At 47.5% G+C, this 21,459-nt stretch carries 18 protein-coding genes; 2 read left to right on the forward strand and 16 right to left on the reverse strand.

Annotation, left to right across the window (positions count from 1 at the left end; translation table 11 throughout):
- Positions 1-298: 298 nt before the first annotated feature.
- The 16 genes from strainIA91_RS01785 to ileS form a co-directional block, all read right to left on the reverse strand.
- Positions 299-1,558: an RsmB/NOP family class I SAM-dependent RNA methyltransferase gene (locus tag strainIA91_RS01785; protein WP_400167386.1), complete on the reverse strand. Its 1,260-nt coding sequence runs from the start codon at positions 1,556-1,558 to the stop codon at positions 299-301.
- A 10-nt stretch (positions 1,559-1,568) separates the two neighbouring features.
- Positions 1,569-2,147: a GTP cyclohydrolase I FolE gene (folE, locus tag strainIA91_RS01790; protein ID WP_400167387.1), complete on the reverse strand. Its 579-nt coding sequence runs from the start codon at positions 2,145-2,147 to the stop codon at positions 1,569-1,571.
- Complete coding sequence (locus strainIA91_RS01795; protein WP_400167388.1) at positions 2,140-2,562, reverse strand: 6-pyruvoyl trahydropterin synthase family protein; 423 nt, start codon at positions 2,560-2,562, stop codon at positions 2,140-2,142. The genes folE and strainIA91_RS01795 overlap by 8 nt, the downstream gene beginning before the upstream one ends.
- Positions 2,552-2,959, reverse strand: a complete 408-nt coding sequence (locus strainIA91_RS01800) for a 6-carboxytetrahydropterin synthase (RefSeq protein WP_400167389.1) — start codon at positions 2,957-2,959, stop codon at positions 2,552-2,554. The genes strainIA91_RS01795 and strainIA91_RS01800 overlap by 11 nt, the downstream gene beginning before the upstream one ends.
- A 74-nt stretch (positions 2,960-3,033) precedes the next feature.
- On the reverse strand, positions 3,034-3,231 hold the full coding sequence (locus strainIA91_RS01805; RefSeq protein WP_400167390.1) for a hypothetical protein: 198 nt from the start codon (positions 3,229-3,231) through the stop codon (positions 3,034-3,036).
- A gap of 42 nt (positions 3,232-3,273) precedes the next feature.
- A complete protein-coding gene (locus tag strainIA91_RS01810; RefSeq protein WP_400167391.1) occupies positions 3,274-4,605 on the reverse strand; it encodes a hypothetical protein in 1,332 nt (443 codons plus the stop codon).
- Complete coding sequence (locus tag strainIA91_RS01815) at positions 4,602-6,911, reverse strand: hypothetical protein (protein ID WP_400167392.1); 2,310 nt, start codon at positions 6,909-6,911, stop codon at positions 4,602-4,604. The genes strainIA91_RS01810 and strainIA91_RS01815 overlap by 4 nt, the downstream gene beginning before the upstream one ends.
- 20 nt (positions 6,912-6,931) lie before the next feature.
- Complete coding sequence (gene metK / locus strainIA91_RS01820; protein ID WP_400167393.1) at positions 6,932-8,083, reverse strand: methionine adenosyltransferase; 1,152 nt, start codon at positions 8,081-8,083, stop codon at positions 6,932-6,934.
- Positions 8,084-8,129: 46 nt separating this feature from the next.
- Complete coding sequence (locus tag strainIA91_RS01825; protein ID WP_400167394.1) at positions 8,130-9,104, reverse strand: sugar phosphate nucleotidyltransferase; 975 nt, start codon at positions 9,102-9,104, stop codon at positions 8,130-8,132.
- Between the two features lie 27 nt (positions 9,105-9,131).
- A complete protein-coding gene (hprK, locus tag strainIA91_RS01830) occupies positions 9,132-10,109 on the reverse strand; it encodes an HPr(Ser) kinase/phosphatase (protein ID WP_400167395.1) in 978 nt (325 codons plus the stop codon).
- Between the two features lie 2 nt (positions 10,110-10,111).
- Complete coding sequence (hpf, locus tag strainIA91_RS01835; protein ID WP_400167396.1) at positions 10,112-10,393, reverse strand: ribosome hibernation-promoting factor, HPF/YfiA family; 282 nt, start codon at positions 10,391-10,393, stop codon at positions 10,112-10,114.
- Positions 10,383-11,339 (reverse strand): site-specific tyrosine recombinase/integron integrase, encoded by a 957-nt coding sequence (xerA, locus tag strainIA91_RS01840; RefSeq protein WP_400167397.1) that lies wholly within the window; start codon positions 11,337-11,339, stop codon positions 10,383-10,385. The genes hpf and xerA overlap by 11 nt, the downstream gene beginning before the upstream one ends.
- On the reverse strand, positions 11,333-12,346 hold the full coding sequence (locus strainIA91_RS01845) for an RluA family pseudouridine synthase (protein WP_400167398.1): 1,014 nt from the start codon (positions 12,344-12,346) through the stop codon (positions 11,333-11,335). Before strainIA91_RS01845 ends, xerA begins: the two co-directional genes overlap by 7 nt.
- A complete protein-coding gene (gene lspA, locus strainIA91_RS01850) occupies positions 12,333-12,842 on the reverse strand; it encodes a signal peptidase II (RefSeq protein ID WP_400167399.1) in 510 nt (169 codons plus the stop codon). The genes strainIA91_RS01845 and lspA overlap by 14 nt, the downstream gene beginning before the upstream one ends.
- Before the next feature lie 37 nt (positions 12,843-12,879).
- The gene (locus strainIA91_RS01855) at positions 12,880-13,275 is read right to left on the reverse strand and encodes a TraR/DksA family transcriptional regulator (protein ID WP_400167400.1); all 396 of its coding nucleotides are present in this window, start codon (positions 13,273-13,275) and stop codon (positions 12,880-12,882) included.
- The gene (gene ileS / locus strainIA91_RS01860; protein ID WP_400167401.1) at positions 13,268-16,417 is read right to left on the reverse strand and encodes an isoleucine--tRNA ligase; all 3,150 of its coding nucleotides are present in this window, start codon (positions 16,415-16,417) and stop codon (positions 13,268-13,270) included. Before ileS ends, strainIA91_RS01855 begins: the two co-directional genes overlap by 8 nt.
- Positions 16,418-16,743: 326 nt before the next feature.
- On the opposite strand from ileS, the gene strainIA91_RS01865 reads away from it, so the two are divergent.
- Together strainIA91_RS01865 and strainIA91_RS01870 are read left to right on the forward strand one after the other, a co-directional pair.
- Positions 16,744-18,531, forward strand: coding sequence for a T9SS type A sorting domain-containing protein (locus tag strainIA91_RS01865; protein WP_400167402.1), 1,788 nt, complete (start codon positions 16,744-16,746; stop codon positions 18,529-18,531).
- A gap of 76 nt (positions 18,532-18,607) precedes the next feature.
- Positions 18,608-21,457: a TonB-dependent receptor domain-containing protein gene (locus tag strainIA91_RS01870; RefSeq protein WP_400167403.1), complete on the forward strand. Its 2,850-nt coding sequence runs from the start codon at positions 18,608-18,610 to the stop codon at positions 21,455-21,457.
- Positions 21,458-21,459 lie beyond the last annotated feature (2 nt).

The following is a 21,459-nucleotide window of genomic DNA, read 5'->3' on the forward strand; positions in this document are numbered from 1 at the left end:
ATCAAACCAATCATTCAATCGAATCAATCTCCCCAATCCCCCCCAGTCTCTCCGCGCCCTCCGCGGGAATGCCCAAAATAAACTCTGCCTCTCTGCGCCCTCTGCGGGAACCCCCCAAAAAAAACCAGTCTCTCCGCGCCCTCTGCGGGAATGCCCAAAATAAACTAAGCCTCTCCGCGCCCTCCGCGGGAATGTCCAAAATAAACTCTGCCTCTCCGCGCCCTCTGCGGGAAATGCCCAAAATAAACTCTGCCTCTCTGCGTTCACTGCGGGAGGAATCAAACTTACCACTATTCTCTCATTTCATGATACCCACAAAATATCCATCAGTATCAAAATCCTGTGGACTAATCCTGAGCCAGGGGGTTTTTGAAGGTTTCAGTGGCAAATCCAGGTCCTGAATCATATCTGAAATTGGTACCGGATTTAAATGAGGCCAGGTTTTCATAATATACTCCATTTGTCCTTCATTTTCTTCGGGCAGGATGGAGCAGGTTGCGTATATAAGGCGTCCACCCGGTTTCATCAGCGGTATGTTTTCTTCAAGTATTTTTCGTTGCATTTCCACGTAGTTTTGGATAATCCCCGGGGTCAGATTCCATTTCAGGTCCGGCCGACGCCTGAAAGTACCGCTCCCACTGCAGGGCACATCCAGAAAAACTATATCTGCCTTGCCCTGAAGGGTTTTGAAAACTTCTTTCTGGTCCATCACCTGAATACGGGCCTCTGTACGGGCTGCCCTGTGCATGAGTTCCATCAGCCGTTCAGGATATTTATCGGTGGCAATAATCCGGGCCTGATTTTGAGTGAGGGCTGCAAGGTGGAGAGATTTTCCTCCGGCTCCGGCACAGGCATCGAGGATGCAATCTCCCGCCTGAGGTTGAATTAAACGGGTAATAAGCTGACTCCCCTCATCCTGAATTTCAACCCATCCCTGCCTGAATATTCTGTGATGTCTGATATCCGGGTTCCCTTGCATTCGAAGGGCTTCCGGCAAAAGGTTACCCTTACGGATGGTGTATTCCGGACAGGCCTGTATGACATCCTTAACCTTTGCTTTTAGTGTATTTACCCGAAGATGAATCCCCGCCGGTTTTAATAGAGATGTGGCAGTGGCATGTAATGTCTCATGGTCAAAAATTTCCTCCAGCTCAGTCCACATCCATTCCGGGAGGCTGTAAGTGACAGGATCCGGAGGGTTTTTCTCCATTTTATTTTTTTCTGTATGTCTCCACGCCTGACTAATAGCATCCTCTTTCCGGAAGTCCGGTGCCGGAGATGTGGGGTAAAGATCCCGGTAAGCCCAAATCACCAGCTCTTCCACAGGTATGGTGGTGCTCATGGTAGGAGATGCAACTTCGGCAGAATGCCACTCCAAACGCGACTTGTGACGCATCACATGCCAGAATAATTCTGATATCGCCCTGCGATCCCTTTTTCCTAAAAAATGCCTTTGTTTAAAATAGTAGTGTACAATTTGATCTGCCGGCTGACTGGATTCTTTGGAAGCCTGCTGATACAGCTCGGTGACCAGAGTGAGCAGGAGTGGAATGTTCATACAAGAATCACTAACCGAAGGTTTTTTTAGAGATCATCGTAAGAAATTCTGCCCGGGTTTCCGGATCATCGTGAAATTCCCCAAGAACTGTAGAGGTTGTTGTATAGGAATTTTTCTTTTCAACACCCCGCATTTGCATGCACATATGCTGACCTTCAATAACCACCCCCACACCAATGGGATGCACCGTGTTCCAAAGTGCTTCTGCAATCTGGCGGGTCATGCGTTCCTGAATTTGCAAACGACGGGAATACATTTCGACAATCCGGGGAATTTTACTGAGCCCCAAAACCTTTCCGTTGGGAATGTATCCTACATGGGCGACACCAAAAAAAGGCAACATGTGATGTTCACACAGGGAGAAAAAATCTATATCACGGACCACAACCATACCCCGGGATTCTTCATCATAGATGGCATCGTTGATAATATCCTTAAGCTTCATTTCATAGCCTTTTGAAAGAAATTCCCAGGACTTCGCTACACGGTATGGTGTTTTTAACAATCCATCCCGTTGTGGGTCTTCGCCGATTTCTTTTAACAGATCCAGGGTGATGGCTTCGAGTTTTTTTATGCGGGGATTACTCATTGCTTATCTTTGCTCCTAAATCAGGGGTTTCGCGGACTTCCACCGATATCAGCGTCACAGACGGGGGAAAGGCACGCTTGAGTTGATGATATACAAACAAGGAAATGTTCTCGGTTGTGGGAAGATGCTCCCTGAACCAGGGGATATCTTCTTCCAGATGGGATATATGCAGAATGGATATGATTTTCTCTTTGAGGATTTGTTCCACCTCGAAAAAATTGATTATCATTCCGCTTTGCATATCTACAGGTCCGCGCAATCCCAGGGTTACTTCGTAATTATGTCCGTGGACACGGCTGTATTTTCCGTATTTCCGACGGTTTTCTTCCGGGGATTTGTCTTTGTCCCGGTAGCTGTGGGCGGCGGAAAAGGTGATGCGGGTATATAGTTCGAGGATAGGATTGCTATTCTCCACGATAAACAACCCAATTGTTTTCTGTCTCCCACAGTTTCAGCTCATACAGCATTCCTGGTTCCAAAACCTTTTCCAGTTCTTTCCAGATCAATACAATCAGATTTTCTGATGTGGGGATGACTCCTTTCAGGAACGGGACATCCGTGTTCAGGAATTTGTGGTCCAGTTTATCTACAATACTTTCATGAATGATGAGTTTCAGCTTTTTTAAATCGATGATCATGCCCGTTTCTTTAGGGATGTGTCCCTGTACGGTGACTTCGAGGATATAATTATGCCCATGGCCGTGAGGCCAGCTGCATTTACCGTATATATCCTGATTGGTTTTATCGTCAAAATCCGGATTCCGGAGTACATGAGACGCTGAAAAAGTCACCCGTTTTGTCAGGTAGATCATGGAATCCTCCTTGTTTTTATCTGTCTCTCCATGATGAATCTTTTTGGACACTTTCCATGGGGCTTCGTTACTATTTATTCGTGTTCAGGCTGTATTTCGAGTCCCAGGCGGACCATGGTATCGTGGCGGCTGGTACGTTCAAGGCATTCCTGGCAAATGTAAAATCCTTTGTTGAAAGGATCCTCTGTTAATTTTTCTCTGTTTTCTTCACCACACAGGGAACAGGTTTTTCCAAAAGGTTCCGGTGTTTTTTCTTTCTCTTGATTTTTCATGGAATAAAATCCTTATATAGCCTTCGATTGCAGGAAAAGCTGCTAAAACTCAAGATATCCACCCAAAGCCAGTTCGATTCCTTTTGCTGTCTGCAGGCTGAATCCATTATGCAGTGCCATGGCAAAATCCAGGTTTAAAATCCAGGTTTTTACCGAAAAACCGAAGGAGATATGTTTGTTATTTTTTCCACCCCAGGCCAATCCGGCCCGAACCGGGAAGGCGGGTGAGCGGACAATTTCGATACCGTTGCTCCACAGCCACGAATCCCGGGCAAAAAAGATATTGTGAAAGGATGCTGAAAAATCGCTGACCCAAACAACTTCCGGATTCAGTTGCCGCCGGAGGCCAAAACGGACCCATGCGGGATAACGGATTTTAACGGCTCCATCAGGAGGATTGAGTGAGGATTCCTCAGCCATATAAATTTCTTCAAATGTTGGCATCACGCCTGTTGTATCCCCGAAGAAATCCATGGGAGTCAGTTCTTTCAGACGGTACACATACTTTTTACTCTGATAAATATCTCCTTCATCAACACCCAGCAGCATCCGTGCATAGCTGGGTTTGTTCCAGTAGGTCTGGGCAAAGAGATTGTTCAGTGCCACACTGAACTGCCAGCCATTCCAGGGATTGGAGGTGTAACCCAGGTCCAATCCGGCACCGGTCCCGCCATACATCAGCCGGGTAATATACTCGGCACCGGCTTTAAGGGATGTTGTATCAGTAAGGAAATGGGCCGTGGATTCGTCGCTGTCAAAACCATAATAGGTCAATCCCTGGAAATAGCGGAGTGTGAATCCAACAGCCCCGAATTCAAAGGGAAATCCCATCGAGTAATCGGCAACGGCCATGACCATCGAGTTGAGATCAATGGTCAGATCATAATCTTTGAGGATTCTGTTGCCATTTACAAATAGATCCGCATAATCGTAGGGCATGATGAAGTCGGCTGCAGAGATCATCCGGGTGGTAACAGCCCAGTTTTTATGGGACAGGCTCAGAAAAGGAACAACCAGTGAAAGCCCGGCTTCTCCCCGGAATCCATCCTCCTGGAACAGTTCAAGAAACCCTTCCTTGGGGATTTCTCCGGTGTAGGGATCGGGCCTTTCCAGATCGCGGCCGTTATAATAATTTACATCCTTCAGGGAGAGGACTGTATTTTGAATCCGAAAATCTACATACCCCAGTGAGATACGTGTATTGCCTGAAGAATCGGGAAAGGCAAGGTTGGCCGGATTCCACCCGACAGCCGAAAAACCACGGGAAATTGTGCCATAGGCTCCTGCCAGTCCCACAGCCCGGGGATCCCGGTCAAACTGGGCTTGCAAAAAGGCGGTTAGCCCTACAAACAGGATAAGAAAGCGTCGCATCATTCTCCGCCTTCCTCGTCCTCATCATCGGAACCGTAGATAAAATCACCGGTGTTAACCCGGAAACCGATATAGGCATGAACGCCGATATAATCCTGGGGCCGGATAAAAATAAGGGAATCGGAACTGGTTTGAAGATCAATCCGGGGCATCACATAATGTTTGACCTGGCGGGTCAGTTCAATCACCAGTTCTGCTGAAACGGTATCGGTAATCATAGAATCCACCGGTGTTATGATCATACCTGTTTCCGGATCTACCCCTGCCCGGGGCAAAGGGACTGAGAAAAGTGTATCCAGACGAATGGTATCCCCGTTATTAAAATAGATCCGGTTGTTTCCCATACCCGCAATATTCAGTGAATCCAGAGTCGCAGGCAGGGTGTCCTGAGGGAAAATCGTGCTGTCTGACATGAGAAGGGTAAATGTTCCATGCATCGGGATGTGATTGGTCAGATTGGCATATACAATGGCTCCCGTCGCATTCTCCTTAATAAAAGCTGCTGTAGAACTATCCCACGCAGCAATTGTTGTGTGCTCTTTCGGCATAAAGCTCTGACTGCTTGCCAGAAATTTAAAAGGGGCTTCCAGTGTATAATCAGCCCACAGGCTGTCTCCGATGCCAATTGTTCCTTCACCCCTCACAAGGGCACTGGTGCTGATACGGAAGTTTTTGGGATTCAAATCTATCAGGTCTGCAATTGTGGGGTGTGTCTCGTCTTCCAGGACCAAATTTGATTCGTCATCCCAGTAGACAAACATGCCCTGTCGGTTAAACTTGATGATGGAAACGGCTGAATCTGTTGCTGCTGCATCCGGATGATTGAGAGACGGTTCCACATGCATGGTGCGGGATTCCGTTTTCTTGATGGCTGTAATATCCATCATCAGTTTTACAGGAAGAATACGGTTTCGTACTCGGAGTGTCATTTCTGGTTCGGCAATGCCAATACCGGTGATGCCTTCCGGAAGTTCCATCTGTTGTTCATCTCCTGGCAGCAGCATGTTGAATTGCCCCTTCAACGAATCAAAACGCATGTCCGTTACCTGAAAGTCAACCTGGAGGGTTCCTATACTTTCATTCAAGGGGAAGGTGGCATTATATCCTGCCACATCCGGTGCGGCACTGTCGATTTTTACCTGATAAGTGTATTCCAGCTTGTCTAATAATTCATCGTCGTCACTGTTTTTAACATGGTATCCACCCAGATCCAGGGTCATGTCCAGGCCTGGAGTGAGCAGAGTATCGGGAAATGCTGCAGGATGGTTTCCCGGCGGAGGTGATTGAATCTGGGGAAAGATGAGCCCGAACCGGATAGGTGCATCAAAAGTGTTGTTTAAAACAGACATGCTGATTTCATTGGTATCCGGTCCGGTCACGCTCAATGCCCCTTCCTCAATCTGTGTGTTGCTTTGGGGCAGTGGAAATCCCAGAGTTGTATCCATGAGGACTATTTCTTTTGTGCGTCCATGGATGGATGTAAAGGACATTTTGGTGTTTTGCCGGTAATAAAGTCCTGTTTCAATATCGGGATTTGCATAAAGGGTATCGCTGACCGGGACACGGTAAATCGCCATGGATGCATTCAGTCGCGTTCCTTCCACCATTTTACCTGTCAAGTCGGTGGAATCCCTGAGTGTGCCGTAGGCTGAAACGGTTCCTCCTTCGTGCACCACCAGGTCATAGCGGGACATGTCATCACGGATGACTTCGATTTTTACTGTATCGATAAGGACAGGACCCGGCAAATCGTTTCGAAAATCTGTTACAAAAAAACTGCCTTCACCGGTTTCCAGGGCATAAGCAGAAAAGTATCGTCCCAGTTCTTCACGCGTTTCTTCTCCAAAATCTACCATCTCATCCACATCTGCAACCGGTTCACTGATCTGATCATTCCACACATCCGGTGGAATGGTTGAGATATCTGCTCCTACAATGTCTTTAAGGGTCAGTTTATCGCTGACATCCCTGCTGACCGGGTCAACCCTGAGGGTTTGTCCTTCTTCCTGTACAGAAATACCGGTGTTCACCGGGACGATGAAATTATTTTTGGACAGGGCCACCTGACCCAGTTCTCCGCCGAAGCGGAGGAACATGGTATCGCCTTCGGCAAAGAACGTGGAATCATTTTCCAGATCGATCACCGGATATTGTTCATAAATCAGGGGAAGCGTAAGTGAGGCTTTCCAGGCGGGAGGTTCCAGCTTGGTGGGGACATTTAAGTCACAGGAAGAGAAAAAGAGTGTACAGAAAAGTACACATGCCAGACAGGCTTTTATGTACAGCCATGTATGATGAGGGTGTTTCATTTTCCAAAAACCGGAAAGGCTCAGGAAAGATATTTTTTGAGTTCCTCTGCCTTATCTGTTTTTTCCCAGCTGAAGCCACAATCTTCACGGCCAAAATGGCCATAGGCTGCAGTTTTCCGGTAAACCGGACGCTTCAGATCCAGATAATCAATGATCTGATGAGGCTTCAGGGGGAATTCCTTCCTGGCAATGTCTGCCAGTTGATGATCCGGGAGTTTTCCGGTGCCAAAGGTTTCAACAAAGACGGACACGGGCTCGGCTACACCGATGGAATAAGCCAGTTGAATTTCACAACTGTCTGCCAGTCCGGCTGCCACGAGATTCTTTGCAATGTACCGGGCCATATAGGTAGCGGACCGGTCCACTTTGGAGGGATCTTTTCCGGAGAAGGCACCGCCGCCGTGACGGGCATATCCTCCGTAGGTATCTACAATAATTTTCCGTCCTGTCACACCGGCATCCGCCTGGGGTCCGCCCATTTCAAACCGGCCGGTGGCATTGATATGCAGTGTGGTTTCATTGTCCATCAGATTACCCAGGACTGGTTTGATGACCATGTTGGTGATATCCTTGCGGATTTTATCTGTGTCGGCATCTTTCCGGTGATGAATGGCGATAACCACCGAGCTGACCCGGGCAGGCACCCCATCGTGATATTCCACAGTCACCTGGCTTTTTCCGTCAGGAAGTGCCCAGAGCAGTTCCCCTTCTTTGCGTAGGGTGGACATCCGGAGTGTCAGTTTATGTGCCAACGAAATGGGGAGAGGCATCAATTCCGGTGTTTCCCTGCAGGCAAAACCGAACATGAGTCCCTGATCTCCCGCACCCTGCTCGTGACCTTCTGTTTCGTCAACGCCCTTTTTTATATCAGGAGATTGTGGATGGATGGATTCAATGACCGCGCAGTTTTCATAGCTGAGTCCACTGTCATAACTATCATACCCGATGCGTTTCAGGGTTTTCCGGACAACTTCCGGAATGTCTACATAACATTCGGTGGTGATTTCACCAACGACCATGACAAGTCCGGTTGTCACCAGGGTTTCACAGGCGACCCTGGCTTCTTTATCTTTTTCCAGGATGGAATCCAGAATGGAATCGGAAATCTGATCGCATATTTTATCAGGATGACCTTCTGTGACAGATTCAGAGGTGAAGTATGTAATACGCAATAATGTCTCCTTTATTTAAATCCTGATAATTTAATCATTTCAAACCTTATTCAAAAGATTCTGAAAAATCTCCCAGATTCACTGGTTTTAACCGGCCCTTGCAGATGGTTTTCTGACCGATGATGGCTCCTGATAGAAGGGCATGTTCGATGTCGGCTTCTTCATAAATAATGGAATCCCGGATGACAGAGCCGCATATATCGGCTCCGGCTCCGATGGATACATAGGGACCGATTACGGAATTTTTCACGGAGGCATCATCTGAAATATACACGGGGGGGATAATGGCGCAATTTTTGGCATTTCCAGGCCGGGAGCCTTTCTGTTCCAGGATCAGGCGGTTTGTTTCCAGCAGGGTTTCCTGTTTTCCGCAATCCAGCCAGCTGTCTATTTCGGCGGCGGTAAATATTTCTCCCTGATCCATCATGATTTTGAGGGCGTCCGTAAGCTGGTATTCTCCCCGGGTTTTTTGTTGGTCCCGGACCAGCTTTTCGATGGCTTCTTTCAGCATTCCCTGATTCCGGATCAGGTAGAGTCCCGCAATCGCCAGATTTCCCGGCGGGTTTTCCGGTTTTTCCACCATGGAAAGCACATGCCCCTCTTCATTGGTTTCTACTATGCCAAAACGTCTGGGATCATCCACCTGAACGACACCCAGTGTATGGGTCTCCCGGGAGATGAATGTCTTGTAATCTGTATTAATGATGGTGTCGCCGAGTATGATCAATACGGGTTCATCCGTCTCTTCCAGTCCGTATAATACAGCATGACCCAGTCCCAGCATCTCTTTCTGTTCCGGAAACTCACATTGGAGTCCCTCTTTACCTTTAAAATAATCCATCACCCGTTCTTTTTTATATCCGACGATAATCGATAATTGGTGAATGCCGGCTTCCGTCAGTGTATCGGCAATATGTCCGATGATGGGTTTTCCGGCCACATTGAGCATGACTTTAGGACGTGTAAGTGTATGGGGGCGCAGACGGGTTCCGATCCCGGCAGCGGGTATGATTGCTTTCATAGAAAAGCCTCCTTTGCCGTTTCAAGGTTATTCAAAATCTCCTTTAAACCGCTTGTCATTCATGGTCGAAGCCTGGAGCTTAAGTTTGTTCATCAATTCTTCCTGAAGTTCTTTTGCAGGATCTTCTCCATGGAGTTTGAGCATATAATTGAGGGCGATCACTTCAGCGATCACGGTGATGTTTTTTCCGGGATAGATGGGAAGGGTTATAAAGGGGATATCCACATCCAGGATGGTATTTTTCTGTTCATCCAGTCCAAAACGTTCGTACTGGGCTTCAGAATCCCATTCCACCAGTTCAATCTGGACCTCGAGGCGTTTCCGGGGCCGGACGGCGCGGATGCCGAATGCCTTCCGGACGTTGACAACACCCAATCCCCTGATTTCCAAGGTGTTTTGCAGGATTTTTTCACCGTAACCCATGAGGATGGTTTCACTGGCTTTTTCAATATTCACCACATCATCCGCAACCAGCCGGTGTCCGCGTTCAATCAAATCCAGGGCGATTTCACTTTTCCCGATACCGCTCCGGCCTGTCAGTAAAACGCCCACACCGTAAATATCCAGGAGTGTCCCATGGACATTGATGCGGGGTGCAAATTCCTTGTAAAGGAAAGAATTGATTTCCTTCAGGAAATCGGTGTTTTCCACCTTTGTCTGTAAAAGGGGGATTTTCATTTCCGTGGCAAGGTCCACCACAAGCGGGGGGAGTTCCAGATCTTTCAGCAGGATAACCGCCGGTATTTCATAGGCAAACATCCTCTGAAAGATGGATTTCATGGCGGTGGCCGAGATGGTGGATATGAATTTGACTTCCTTATTTGTGAGGATTTGCAGGGATTTTGGGGAAAAGAAATCCCAGTATCCCGCCAATTCAAGTCCGGGAATATTTACCTTGGATGAGCGGATGATATTCTTCCGCCCTACCCGGCCGTTTAACTGAACAATGCGGAGTTTGGCTCCGATTTCATTCAGAAGGCGCTGTATGGTCAGTTCAAGTGTCATCCCTAAAATTTATCTTTATATTTTTTCAATTGCCTTACCATTTTTGCCACAGCCTGGTCAACGGCTTTTGTGAGTTCACGGCTTTTTTCTTCGATGGTCAATGTTTTTCCGGGGACATTCACTATGAGTTCGGTTTTCACCTGACCGGCTGCTGCATCCTCGATGATGACATGGACATCGACAATGCGTTCAAAAACTTTGGTCAGGCGGTTTAATTCATCCTGTACATACTGTTTCATCTTGTCTGAAACATTCAGGTGTCTTGCCGTGATTTCAACTCTCATCGTGGCCTCCGTTCATGTTATTGGGTTTATTCCGTCTACCGGCCCGGGGATGTGCCTGCCGGTAGACATCCTTAAGTCGTCCTGTGTTCACATGGGTATAAATCTGGGTTGTAGAAAGACTTGAGTGTCCCAAAAGGGACCGGACCGCCTGAAGATCGGCTCCGTTTTCCAACAGGTGTGTGGCAAAGGAGTGGCGAAGGACATGGGGACTATTTTTCCGGGCACCTTCAGAAAAGGCCCGGATGATTTTTTCAATACGGTATTGGACATCCCGTGGACTGATCCGTTTATTTTGTTTAGAGATAAAAAGGGGGGAAGAGGTTTCAAAGCTTCCAAATTTTTCCCGTCTGAAAGCCAGATAAGCGTCAAGGCTCTTCATGGTTTCTGTGCCGACGGGCAGGACCCGTTGCTTATCTCCCTTACCTACAACCGAAACGGTATTTCCATGTGTATTCAAATCCATGATATTCAACTGAACCAACTCATTCAGACGCATTCCCGTGCTGTAAATCAGATCCACCAGGGCTTTATCCCGGCTGTGTATGAACGTGTCTGCAGGTATTGAACGGAAAAGGGCTCTCATCTGTTCCTGTGTGATAAAAACCGGCAATTTTGAAGGGAGTTTCGGCGAACGGATGGCATAGGCCGGGTTTTTATCGATCCATTCATTCCGCATGGCAAATTTGAAAAGGGATTTTAACGCCGCCAGTTTCCGGGCGATGGTTTTGGCAGACTGCCCTTCTTCAGAAAGTTTACCCAGGAAATGCCGGAGTGTCAGTTTGTCAATCTTTTTTATATCGATTTCCGGCTCGCTGTAATAATCCCGGCAATAATCCCTGAACTGGAGTAAATCCCTGCCGTATGCTTCCAGGGTGTTGGCGGAATAACCCCGTATTTCGTGAAGATAGGAAAGAAAACGGTTCAGGCATGTATCATAACTTAACATAGGGATTCCCCGTCATAGCCTAAAATCTGAAGGACTTCACACATATCCCTGGGCAGGGTAGAGCGGACATGCACCGGTTCTCCGGTCCGGGGATGATCAAAAAACATCTCATAACTGTGAAGTGCCTGTCGGTGAATGCAGTCCAAAACCTGAACGGCTTTTTCCCGTTGACGCGGTTTCAGGCTTTTTAATTTTTTTGTCCGCCCTCCATAGGTGCTGTCTCCCAAAACCGGGTGACCGCTGTAAGCCATGTGGACCCGGATCTGATGTGTCCGGCCGGTGATAATCCGTAGTCGGACCAGACTGAGAAAATCCAGATCCGCTAAGACTTCATACCGGGTTTCAGCATCTTTACCGTCAGGTACAACGGCGAACTTTTTGCGGTTGGAGGGATCCCGTCCGATAGGATCCAGAATGACGCCGGAAGAAGGTGTGATGGTTCCCCAGACCAGTGCCAGATAATATTTCTCGATTTTCCGGTATTCAAATTTCCGGGCCATTTCATTGTGGGCGACATCATTTTTCGCGGCGATTATGGTTCCTGAAGTATCTTTATCCAGCCGGTGAATGATGCCCGGGCGGTAATATCCTCCGGCGGTTGAAAGCGTTGTACAATAATGGGCCAGGGCGTTGACCAGTGTCCCGGTCCGGTTTCCTGCTGCCGGGTGGACAACCATATCCGGTGGTTTGTTGATCACGATCAGATCATCATCCTCATAGACGATCTGAAGGGGGATCATCTCCGGCTCAACCGTCAAAGGCCGCCGTTGGGGTATGCTAATGGTCAGGATATCCCCGGGGGAGATTTTCAAAGAGGCTTTATCAATGACTTGGCCGTTCCGGAGGATGTGGCCGTTTTCGATGAGTAACTGAACCCGTGTCCGTGAGATACGGGGAATGGACTCGGCAATAAAACGGTCGAGACGCAGGGACTTTTGATGTGGAGAGACAATGATCTGATACGTCTGCGTATCCATTGTCTCTTCATAGAGTTCATCCGTCAGCATGTTTGATTTGTCGATTCTGGAGAAATGTTCCCAGAATAAAAAGCAGCACTCCGATGGTTATGGCTGAATCCGCAATGTTATAAACCGGCCAGTAATATCCGGATATCCCCATCTGAATCATGTCTGTAACTGTGCCCCGGAAAAGCCGGTCGTAAAAATTGCCCAGGGCACCTCCAATGATCAGGCTGAAAGCAATGTCATTCAGCAGGCTGTAAGCCTCCCGCCGGTACTGGTAAAACAGATAGAGGATAATCACTATAAAACCCAGATAAGAAATAATATGAATCCCGGGAAAGTGAATACCGAAGGCTACGCCGTGGTTTTCAACCCGGGTGATGATCAGATTATCCCCAAGAAGATGAATCGGATTCCGTACAGGGATGCTGAAATGTGATCGGGTCAGAACTTTTGTCCATTGATCCAGTAACACCACACAGATGACGATTAAAGCAAACCGAACCCGGCGCGTAGAAAGTTTAAGTGTCTTGTGGATCATATACCAATTTCCGGGTCAACCCGTGCCGGCCCTGAGATTATTTAATTTTTGATTTGCAGTTTACACAATGACGGGTATGGGGCACTTCCTCGAGCCGTTCATTGGGTATGCGGCTGCCGCATTCCACGCAAAAACCATATTCCGGGTCATTATCCACCCGGTTGAGTGCTTCATTCAGATAATTCAGATATTTGAATTCACGGGTATAATGCATGAAGGCTTTTTCTCGTTCCTGGGCGTCGGTTCCCACATCAGCCATGTGATAGGCATAATTGGAATCAATTTGTGCCGAACCACCTGTCGGAGAATTGTCCATGAAAGCCTGGCGTTTTTCATCCAGCTGCTCCATGGTTTCTTCTCTTTTTTTCAGGATGACTTCCCTGAAATGTTGCCGTTCTTTGGCCGTGAGACCTTTATTCTTTTTGTCAGCCATTACCGGTTCCTTCTTTGCTTAATCGTTTGATCATCATGCTTATTTCAGCACCTTCAAGTTTCAGTGCTTTTGTGGCCTCAGGATAATCTACGGTTTCTGACAATTCATCTGCAAGGGTTTCTGTCATGAGATAATCCTGATGGGCCTGGACAGCTCTTTTTACCGGGTCAGGGCCCTGAATGCCCAGATGGATCCGGTCGTCTACACGAAAATCGGCATCTTTTCGAAGGGTCTGAATATGCCGGACCAGATCCCGGATGAGTCCCTCATCTTTCAATGCCGGTGTCAATTCTGTATTCAGGGCCAGAAAATACCCTTTATCTTCTACAGCCGCAAGATTTGGCTGCTCTTCCATATTCACCTGAATTTCCGAAGGTTCCAGGGTATATCCCTTCACCCGGATACTCTCGCCCCTGCGGACCTTTTCCGCCGTTTCGTCGGCATTCAATTCAGCCAAAGCTTTGGCAACGACGGGCATATCTTTTCCCAGTTTCTGTCCAAGCAGTTTGTAGTTGGGCTTGATGACAAAGCGAATATAATCCTGGGGATTTTCCGTAAGGGTCACATCCTTGATGTTCAGTTCTTCAAGAATCTGGTCCTTTAAGGCCAAAATGTGATCACTTTCGCTTTTACGAGCCGGTTTGACGATCACATTGGACAGCGGTTGCCGTGTGCGGATATTGGCTTTGTTCCGGGCGGAACGGCCCAGTTCCACAATCTTGATGATGGTATCTATCCGTTCGGAAAGTGCTTCGTCAATGCATGATTCATCCGCTTCGGGAAAGGGATTCAGATGGATACTCTCCGGGGCGTTTTTATCTACGGAAAGAACCATGTTCTGGTAGATCTCTTCTGTCACGAAAGGCATGATGGGAGCCATTGTAAGAATGATGGTTTTCAGGGCTGTATACAGAGTAAAATAGGCTGCCAGTTTGTCGCCGTCATTTTCACTTTTCCAAAAACGGCGGCGGCTACGACGGACATACCAGTTAGACAGGTTATCCAGAAGTAATTCGAATTTCCGCATAAGCCGTTCAACATGGTAGTTGTCGTAATCATACCGGGCTTCTTTGACAAAGGTATGGATTTTGGACAATGCCCAGCGATCCAGTTCGGTCAATGATTCCCGGTCCACCTTTCCGGTAACCGGATTATATTCATCCAGATCGGCGTAGGTGATATAAAATGAATACATATTCCAAAGCGTGAGGAGTTTTTTTCGGATTTCATCAGCGGGTCCATATCCGAAATTGAGGTTATTTTCCGGATTGTGAGCCGTAAAGATCCACCGCATCACGTCCACACCCATCTTGTCTGCTGCATCCTCAAACCAGATGGCATTGCCGGCGCTTTTATGCATGTCGTTGCCATGCTCATCCTTTACCAGGGCATGTCCCAACAAGGTTTTAAAGGGTGCTTTCTTTTCCAGAACCGTGCTCATGGCCAGGAGTGAATAAAACCAGTTCCGGAACTGCCCCGGAAGGCTTTCGGTGACAAAGTCTGCAGGGAACCATTGTTTCCAGTATTCCCGGTTTGAAAGGTATCCCAGGGTGCTGTAGGGTACAATCCCGGCATCGAGCCAGGGATTTCCTACATCGGGAACCCGTTTGGAGACACCGCCGCATTTGGAACAAGCAATTTCAACCTTGTCAATATATGGTTTGTGTGGACTGTGTCCTTCAAATTCTTCCCAGCCCTTAACGGCCCGTTCTTTAAGCTCTTCTTTACCGCCGATGACCTCAAAATGGCCGCAGGCATCACAGACCCAGATCGGCAGACTGAGTCCCCAATACCGCTTTTTGGAGATCATCCAGTCATGCATGTTTCTCAGCCAGTCCAATTCCCGTTCCCGGCCCCAGGCGGGTATCCACTGGATATCATCCACGACCTTCGCAATTTCATGGCGAAGTTCATCCATGGAAATAAACCACTCATCTACCAGGCGGAAGACCAGTTCCGTGCCATGTCGCCAGCAGGTGGGATAACGGTGCGTGATCTGATCCCGCTTGTAGAGAATGCCTTTTTCCTTGAGGGATGAAAAAATATCAGGGGCGATAGACTGGACATTTTTACCGGTAAGCCAGTCAAATCCTTCCAGATAATTTCCAAACTCGTCGATGGGAGCAATGACGGCTATCTCATTTTCCTTGGACAGGGCAAAGTCCTCTTTACCACATCCGGGAGCAATATGGACAATGCCTGTTCCGTCGGAATCGCTGACTTCATCCCAGGCGATCACAATGTGACGGACACCCTTCTGGGCTGTGAGTTCATCGAAAGGTCCGCCATATTCCAGTCCCAGTAAATCTGTTCCCTTCAGGGTTTCCACGAGGGAATATTCTCCCTTGAGGATGTCTGTAAGATTCTGTGCCAGGTAATAAATTTCATCACCCTGTTTTACTTTGACATAATCCAGGTCCGGATGGACCGCCGCGGCAGTATTGGCGGCAAGTGTCCAGGGAGTGGTGGTCCAGACCAGCAGGTATTCGTTTTCTTTATGTTTCAGACGGAATTTGGCGAAAATCGTGGGGTGGGTTAGCTCTTTGTATCCTTCAGTTGCGATTTCATGTTCACTCATGGCAGATCCGCACTGGGGACACCAGGGCATCACATCATATCCTTTGTAAATCATGCCCCGGTCGTAGCACTTTTTCAAAAAATGCCAGATGGTATAATTGTTTTCATCGGACATGGTATAATATGAATGATCCCAGTCCATCCAATATCCCAGCCGGATGGATTGTTTCGTTTGGATTTTTGAGTATTTATTTACCCGGTCTTTGCAGGCCTGGACAAATTTTTCAATGCCGTAGGCTTCAATATCTGTCTTGGATTTAAACCCAAGCTCTTTTTCCACTTCCACTTCGACCCAGAGTCCCTGGCAGTCAAAACCATTCTGATACCGGAGTTCTTCCCCCAGCATGGAATGATAGCGGTTAAAGACATCCTTCAGGGTTCTTCCCCAGGCATGGTGGACTCCCATGGGGTTATTGGCTGTAATGGGTCCGTCCAGAAAGGACCATTTCTTATGCCCTTTGTTTTGTACACGCAGTTTATTGAAAATGCCTTTTTCTTCCCAGAATTTCAGCTTTTCGTGTTCCAGCTGGATGAAGTCCACTTTACTTGATACCGGTTTGTACATGAAAATCTCCCGATTGATACCGCGGTTTCAGATCATTTCTGCCATGATTTTCCCACCCCCTTCACGGGCTTTTGAAATCCAACCTGCCTGTTCGTTTTGGGGTCATTGCAGATAACTTTGAATTTATTTCCATCTGGGGGGAATGTCAACGACAAGAGACAGGATACCTCTTAAAAATACCGAAACTGCAAGAATATTCAATCTATCAAAAATTTTTATCCTTTGACTATTGAAATAGAAAGATATACATTTCAAATTAAAATAGAAAAAAGCTAAATAAGCATGACAGATCCAATTAAAAGAACAAACATAGAAAGGAGTTCGGAATGAAACGAATGCTAACTGTCCTGGTACTGTTATTTATGGTATCAGCCCTCTGGGCCGAATCGGCTCAAACCGTGGCGTATATGGAATATGATCCCACGGACAGTACAGCGGCCTGGTATGGCACCAGTGGAAGCCGGGGAGTAACCGGCGGCTATGACCTGGATGGAGACGGAAAAATGGAAGTCTATGCCGTTCACTACGGCCAGGGCGGCGGAGTTGTGGGACTGGAATATACCGGAGATGGTGCCATGGAAGTGATCTGGCACTCCGATACAACCTCCACAACCTATTCAACCGGAACCCGCATGGTTCAGGTGGCCGATCTGGATGGCGACGGACTGAAAGAAGTCATTTTCTTCCGTGGTTACTATACGGATGATCCCAATGGCGGTCTGTACATCTATGAAGCAGACGGAACGGATAACGGTTTCAAAGATCCGGTCCATTATACTCTCAATGGCCTGGGACAGATCTTCAACTTCAACGGCGTTGGAGCCATGGGAGCTACCCGCGTGGAATATTTCCTGGTGGATGATGTCGACGGAGACGATACTGAAGAATTACTGGTTCCCTTTAACGGTCCCAGTATGGTCTTTGATTATGGCGATACAACGGAAACAGATACAGTGGCTTACAGGCATTCCGGAGATTTCTTTGCCATTATGTCGGCTACAGGAGATCTCCAGGGTGGCTTTGGAACTCTGGTCAGTGAATATGTTGTTTCTGCCCGTGATGTGGATATGGGAACTGTAGGTCCTGATGATCCGCTTTTTGATCTGGACAACCGTCTGGGCGGCGGCTCTCCCAATACCCTGACAGTTTCTGATCTGGATGGCGACGGCAACAAAGAGATGTTCTGCCATGTGTGGAATTATTTCAACAACTTTGTTGTGGAAGCCACCGGTCCCGATGCGTATACACTTGGTGATACAACCAATGTCAATGTAACGTATCCTGACGACCATGTGTGTCTGATGCATCCCGATGCCGCCGATCTGGATGGCGACGGGAAAGACGAAGTGTACGTGTCTAATTACTACAGTGGACATCTGTGGAAAGTGGAAGATCTGGATGGAGAGGCCACTACCCTCACCATGGATGAATTTACGATTTTGAATGACACCACTGCCGGTGCTGATCCTGTAAGTGCCATCTTTGGTGTTGCCGCTGCCGATGCAAATGGTGACGGAACAAAAGAGATCTACGTAGGATCTTCTTACAATACCGGTGACCTGATTCGCTGGGACGGTTCAGAATTTACCGTTTTCAAAACGGACACGATTGATGCCAGTTTCCCGGAAATGTTTATTGCCAAGATGTGGCCTGCAGACATTGACGGAGATGGTAAAGAAGAACTGATTACGGCACATCAGGGTGTACCGGATTCTATCGTCATTGAAACCGAGACAGATACAACAACTATCGCCAATCCCCACAACTGGATTATCCGGGTCGTCGAGGTTGGAGATGTGGTTTCAGTGAAAGACCTTCCGGTAATCACACCGAATGATTATAAACTGGCTGCAGCTTATCCCAATCCCTTCAATCCCACAACGGTGATTGAATTTACACTCCCTGTAAACAAAGAGATTTCTCTGATTGTTTACAATGAGCTGGGACAGGAAGTGACCCGCCTGATTGACGGAAAGACCTATCAGAAAGGTAGCTATTCCGTAACCTGGAACGGGACCAATGCCCTGGGTAAAGAAGTTGCCAGTGGTGTTTATTTCTATTCATTGAAGTATGGAAATTTCACCAAGACCCGCAAAGTCACATACCTTAAATAATCGTAACTGAACATAGGCGACCGTATGGGAGCATTTCCGGTGCGGTCGCCTTTTATATTTGATAATAGGGAAAACTATGTTAGCTGGATGGAAAAGACGGATTAGTACATTCTGCATATCACTTTTTTGTGTAGCCGGATTCCTGCAGGGCGCTACAGGCGGAAAAATTGCCGGCCGGGTAACCCACGGTGAGAGCGGTGAACCCCTTATGGGTGTCAACATTATGGTTGTCAATGAATCCCTGGGGGCGGCCTCGGATGATGAAGGCTATTACACCATATTAAATGTTCCTCCGGGGACTTATGAAATAATGGCCACATCCATTGGGTTTAAAACCGCAAGGATTCAAAATATTCAGGTCAATTCGGATATGACCCGTACAGTGAATATCCAGCTTGAACCGACAGTTCTTCAGGGAGAAGAAGTTGTCGTGGTGGCGGAACAACCCCTGGTCCGCTCAGACCTGACTTCTTCAAAATCCACGGTAACAGAAGAAGACCTTGAAGTGATGCCCGTTGAAAGTTCTTCAGCCATCCTTTCCACACAGGCCGGGGTAACCCAGGGTTCGGACGGTGCCCTCCATATCCGGGGCGGCCGCTCCTCGGAAGTGGTGTATATGATCGATGGAATTCCTGTCAATGCGAATCTCGGACAATCCATTTCCACGAATATTATTTCGGAATTGACCCTGATCTCCGGAACCTTCAATGCAGAATACGGCAAGGCTATGAGCGGTATTGTCAATATCACAACCAAGGACGCCAGCCGGGATCTGTCCGGAAATGTGAAATTACAGGCCGGTGATATGTTTTCCCAAAATACCCATGTCTTTACCGATGTGGACGAATACAACCCCACGACCTTTTTACGGACCGATTTTGATGTGAGCGGCCCTATCCCTTTGCTGAAAAACAGCGGATTCTTTATAACAGGTACGATCAAGAATTCCAAAGGCTGGCTGTATGGGGTACGCGAGCATAATACTTACGACAGCTACTCCCTAGTGGGAGACCAGTGGGACATTATGATGACCGGCGATTCACAGCGTGTGGCACTGAATGATAATTTTTCCGTGAACACCATGATGAAATTGTTTGTCACTCCTACAGATAACACAAAATTGATGTACCAGGTGGCAGCGGAAAAAAGTGACTGGCAGAATTATGACCATGCCTGGAAATACAATCCCAACGGCCGGTATCAGCATGAAAACCAATATGTATTTCATGCCCTTCATTTTACACACTCCCTATCCAACAAAACCTATTATACCCTCAAATTCAGTCATTCTGACAAGCATGCAGAAGATTATGTCCATAAACTGGATATGCCCTTTGAATGGAACGAAGATATTAATGGAAACGGCAGAATTGATGAACTGGGCCGAAAAAGCGATGGGTCTCCTTTCACGGAAGATTTAAATGACGACGGTCAATTGACGGTTGTCTCTGTAGACTGGGATTTTATTAAGGAACATGGAAGCTTTATTCCCAATCCGGTTTGGTATACCATCGGCGATTCCGTGAGTGTTCCCCATTATGTAGTCAATACCGCCCGGAGTGATGTGCCTTCGTATCATTTTATTTACGGGGGCCAAAACACAGGCTATTACCTGAGTGATGAATTGACATCCACCGTTAAATTTGATCTGACCAGCCAGGTCACCCGGAATCATCTCATCCGGACCGGGGCTGAAGCCAATTTTCATACCTATCACCGGAACAACATGGCTATCGAAATGAGCAGCCGGACTATGTGGGAACCCTATATTCCTGATGTCAGCTCATCGGCTCATGACGATTATACACGTTACCCCTTTGATTTCAGCGCCTATATCCAGGATAAAATTGAGTTGCAGGATTTTATCATGAATATCGGGTTGCGCTATGATTATTTTGATGCCAATGATTATACCTTTTCAGATGCCACCCATCCCGCCCAATCCGATACGGTGGAGGCATCTCCCAAATCGCAGTTCAGTCCGAGGCTTGGACTCAGTTTTCCCATTACGGATCAGGGCTTCATTCATTTCTCGTATGGCCATTTTTTCCAGATGCCATCCTTTTACTACCTTTACCGGAATCCGGATCTGAAGCGGACATCGGGAGTAACCCAGTTTGGGAATCCCAATCTGAATGCACAGAAAACGGTCATGTATGAACTGGGTTTCCAGCAACAGCTCTCCATGACCACGGCCATCGATGTGACCCTTTTTTACAGGGATATTATCAACTGGCTTTCTTCAGAATATAATTTTATCGACAATACATTCCGCTACACAAAGTATGTCACCGAGGATTATGGAAATGTCCGCGGGATTACTTTTTCGTTTACGCAGCGAAGCGGACATGCTTTGACCCTGAATCTGGATTATACCTATCAGCTGGCTGAGGGGAATTCCTCATCACCCGATGCGGCGTATTATGACAATTTGCAGATCCCACCGATTGAATCGGAAAAGTATGTGGTGCCTCTGGCCTGGGATGTCCGCCATTCGGTGAATGCCAATATCACGATTCGTCCCGTACAAAATGCCGGAATCTCTTTCCTGAACCGCTTTTCAACCGGCAAACCCTATACACCGGCGGTACAGGGACAACGGAATGCCGAGGAAAATTCGGACAACAAGCCCTTTCACATGACGACGGATATGCAGGCATATTATGATTTTTATGTGATGAAAAGCCGCTTCAGGCTGGCATTGAAGATTTACAATCTCTTTGACCGTCTGAATGAAAATTATGTGCACGATGACACAGGCCGGGCAGGATATTCCCTGATTCCCACCTATGCCGGGCACGCGGTGCAGGAACATGAAGATCATCCGGCGGTTCATCCCCTGGAGGAATACATCACACCGCCTACCTACTATTCAAATCCAAGACAAATTCTGTTAAGTCTGAGCTGGCAGTTTAAAAGGAATTAATC

This window comes from Candidatus Neomarinimicrobiota bacterium, from assembly GCA_041154365.1.
Lineage (GTDB): Bacteria > Fidelibacterota > Fidelibacteria > Fidelibacterales > Fidelibacteraceae > Fidelibacter > Fidelibacter multiformis.

Coding starts and splice junctions, on each gene's coding strand:
- strainIA91_RS01785 (WP_400167386.1), bottom strand. CDS start 1,558: ATGAACATTCCACTCCTGCTCACTCTGGTCACCGAGCTGTATCAGCAG.
- folE (WP_400167387.1), bottom strand. CDS start 2,147: ATGAGTAATCCCCGCATAAAAAAACTCGAAGCCATCACCCTGGATCTG.
- strainIA91_RS01800 (WP_400167389.1), bottom strand. CDS start 2,959: ATGATCTACCTGACAAAACGGGTGACTTTTTCAGCGTCTCATGTACTC.
- strainIA91_RS01805 (WP_400167390.1), bottom strand. CDS start 3,231: ATGAAAAATCAAGAGAAAGAAAAAACACCGGAACCTTTTGGAAAAACC.
- strainIA91_RS01810 (WP_400167391.1), bottom strand. CDS start 4,605: ATGATGCGACGCTTTCTTATCCTGTTTGTAGGGCTAACCGCCTTTTTG.
- strainIA91_RS01815 (WP_400167392.1), bottom strand. CDS start 6,911: ATGAAACACCCTCATCATACATGGCTGTACATAAAAGCCTGTCTGGCA.
- strainIA91_RS01825 (WP_400167394.1), bottom strand. CDS start 9,104: ATGAAAGCAATCATACCCGCTGCCGGGATCGGAACCCGTCTGCGCCCC.
- hprK (WP_400167395.1), bottom strand. CDS start 10,109: ATGACACTTGAACTGACCATACAGCGCCTTCTGAATGAAATCGGAGCC.
- hpf (WP_400167396.1), bottom strand. CDS start 10,393: ATGAGAGTTGAAATCACGGCAAGACACCTGAATGTTTCAGACAAGATG.
- xerA (WP_400167397.1), bottom strand. CDS start 11,339: ATGTTAAGTTATGATACATGCCTGAACCGTTTTCTTTCCTATCTTCAC.
- strainIA91_RS01845 (WP_400167398.1), bottom strand. CDS start 12,346: ATGCTGACGGATGAACTCTATGAAGAGACAATGGATACGCAGACGTAT.
- lspA (WP_400167399.1), bottom strand. CDS start 12,842: ATGATCCACAAGACACTTAAACTTTCTACGCGCCGGGTTCGGTTTGCT.
- strainIA91_RS01855 (WP_400167400.1), bottom strand. CDS start 13,275: ATGGCTGACAAAAAGAATAAAGGTCTCACGGCCAAAGAACGGCAACAT.
- ileS (WP_400167401.1), bottom strand. CDS start 16,417: ATGTACAAACCGGTATCAAGTAAAGTGGACTTCATCCAGCTGGAACAC.
- strainIA91_RS01865 (WP_400167402.1), top strand. CDS start 16,744: ATGAAACGAATGCTAACTGTCCTGGTACTGTTATTTATGGTATCAGCC.
- strainIA91_RS01870 (WP_400167403.1), top strand. CDS start 18,608: ATGTTAGCTGGATGGAAAAGACGGATTAGTACATTCTGCATATCACTT.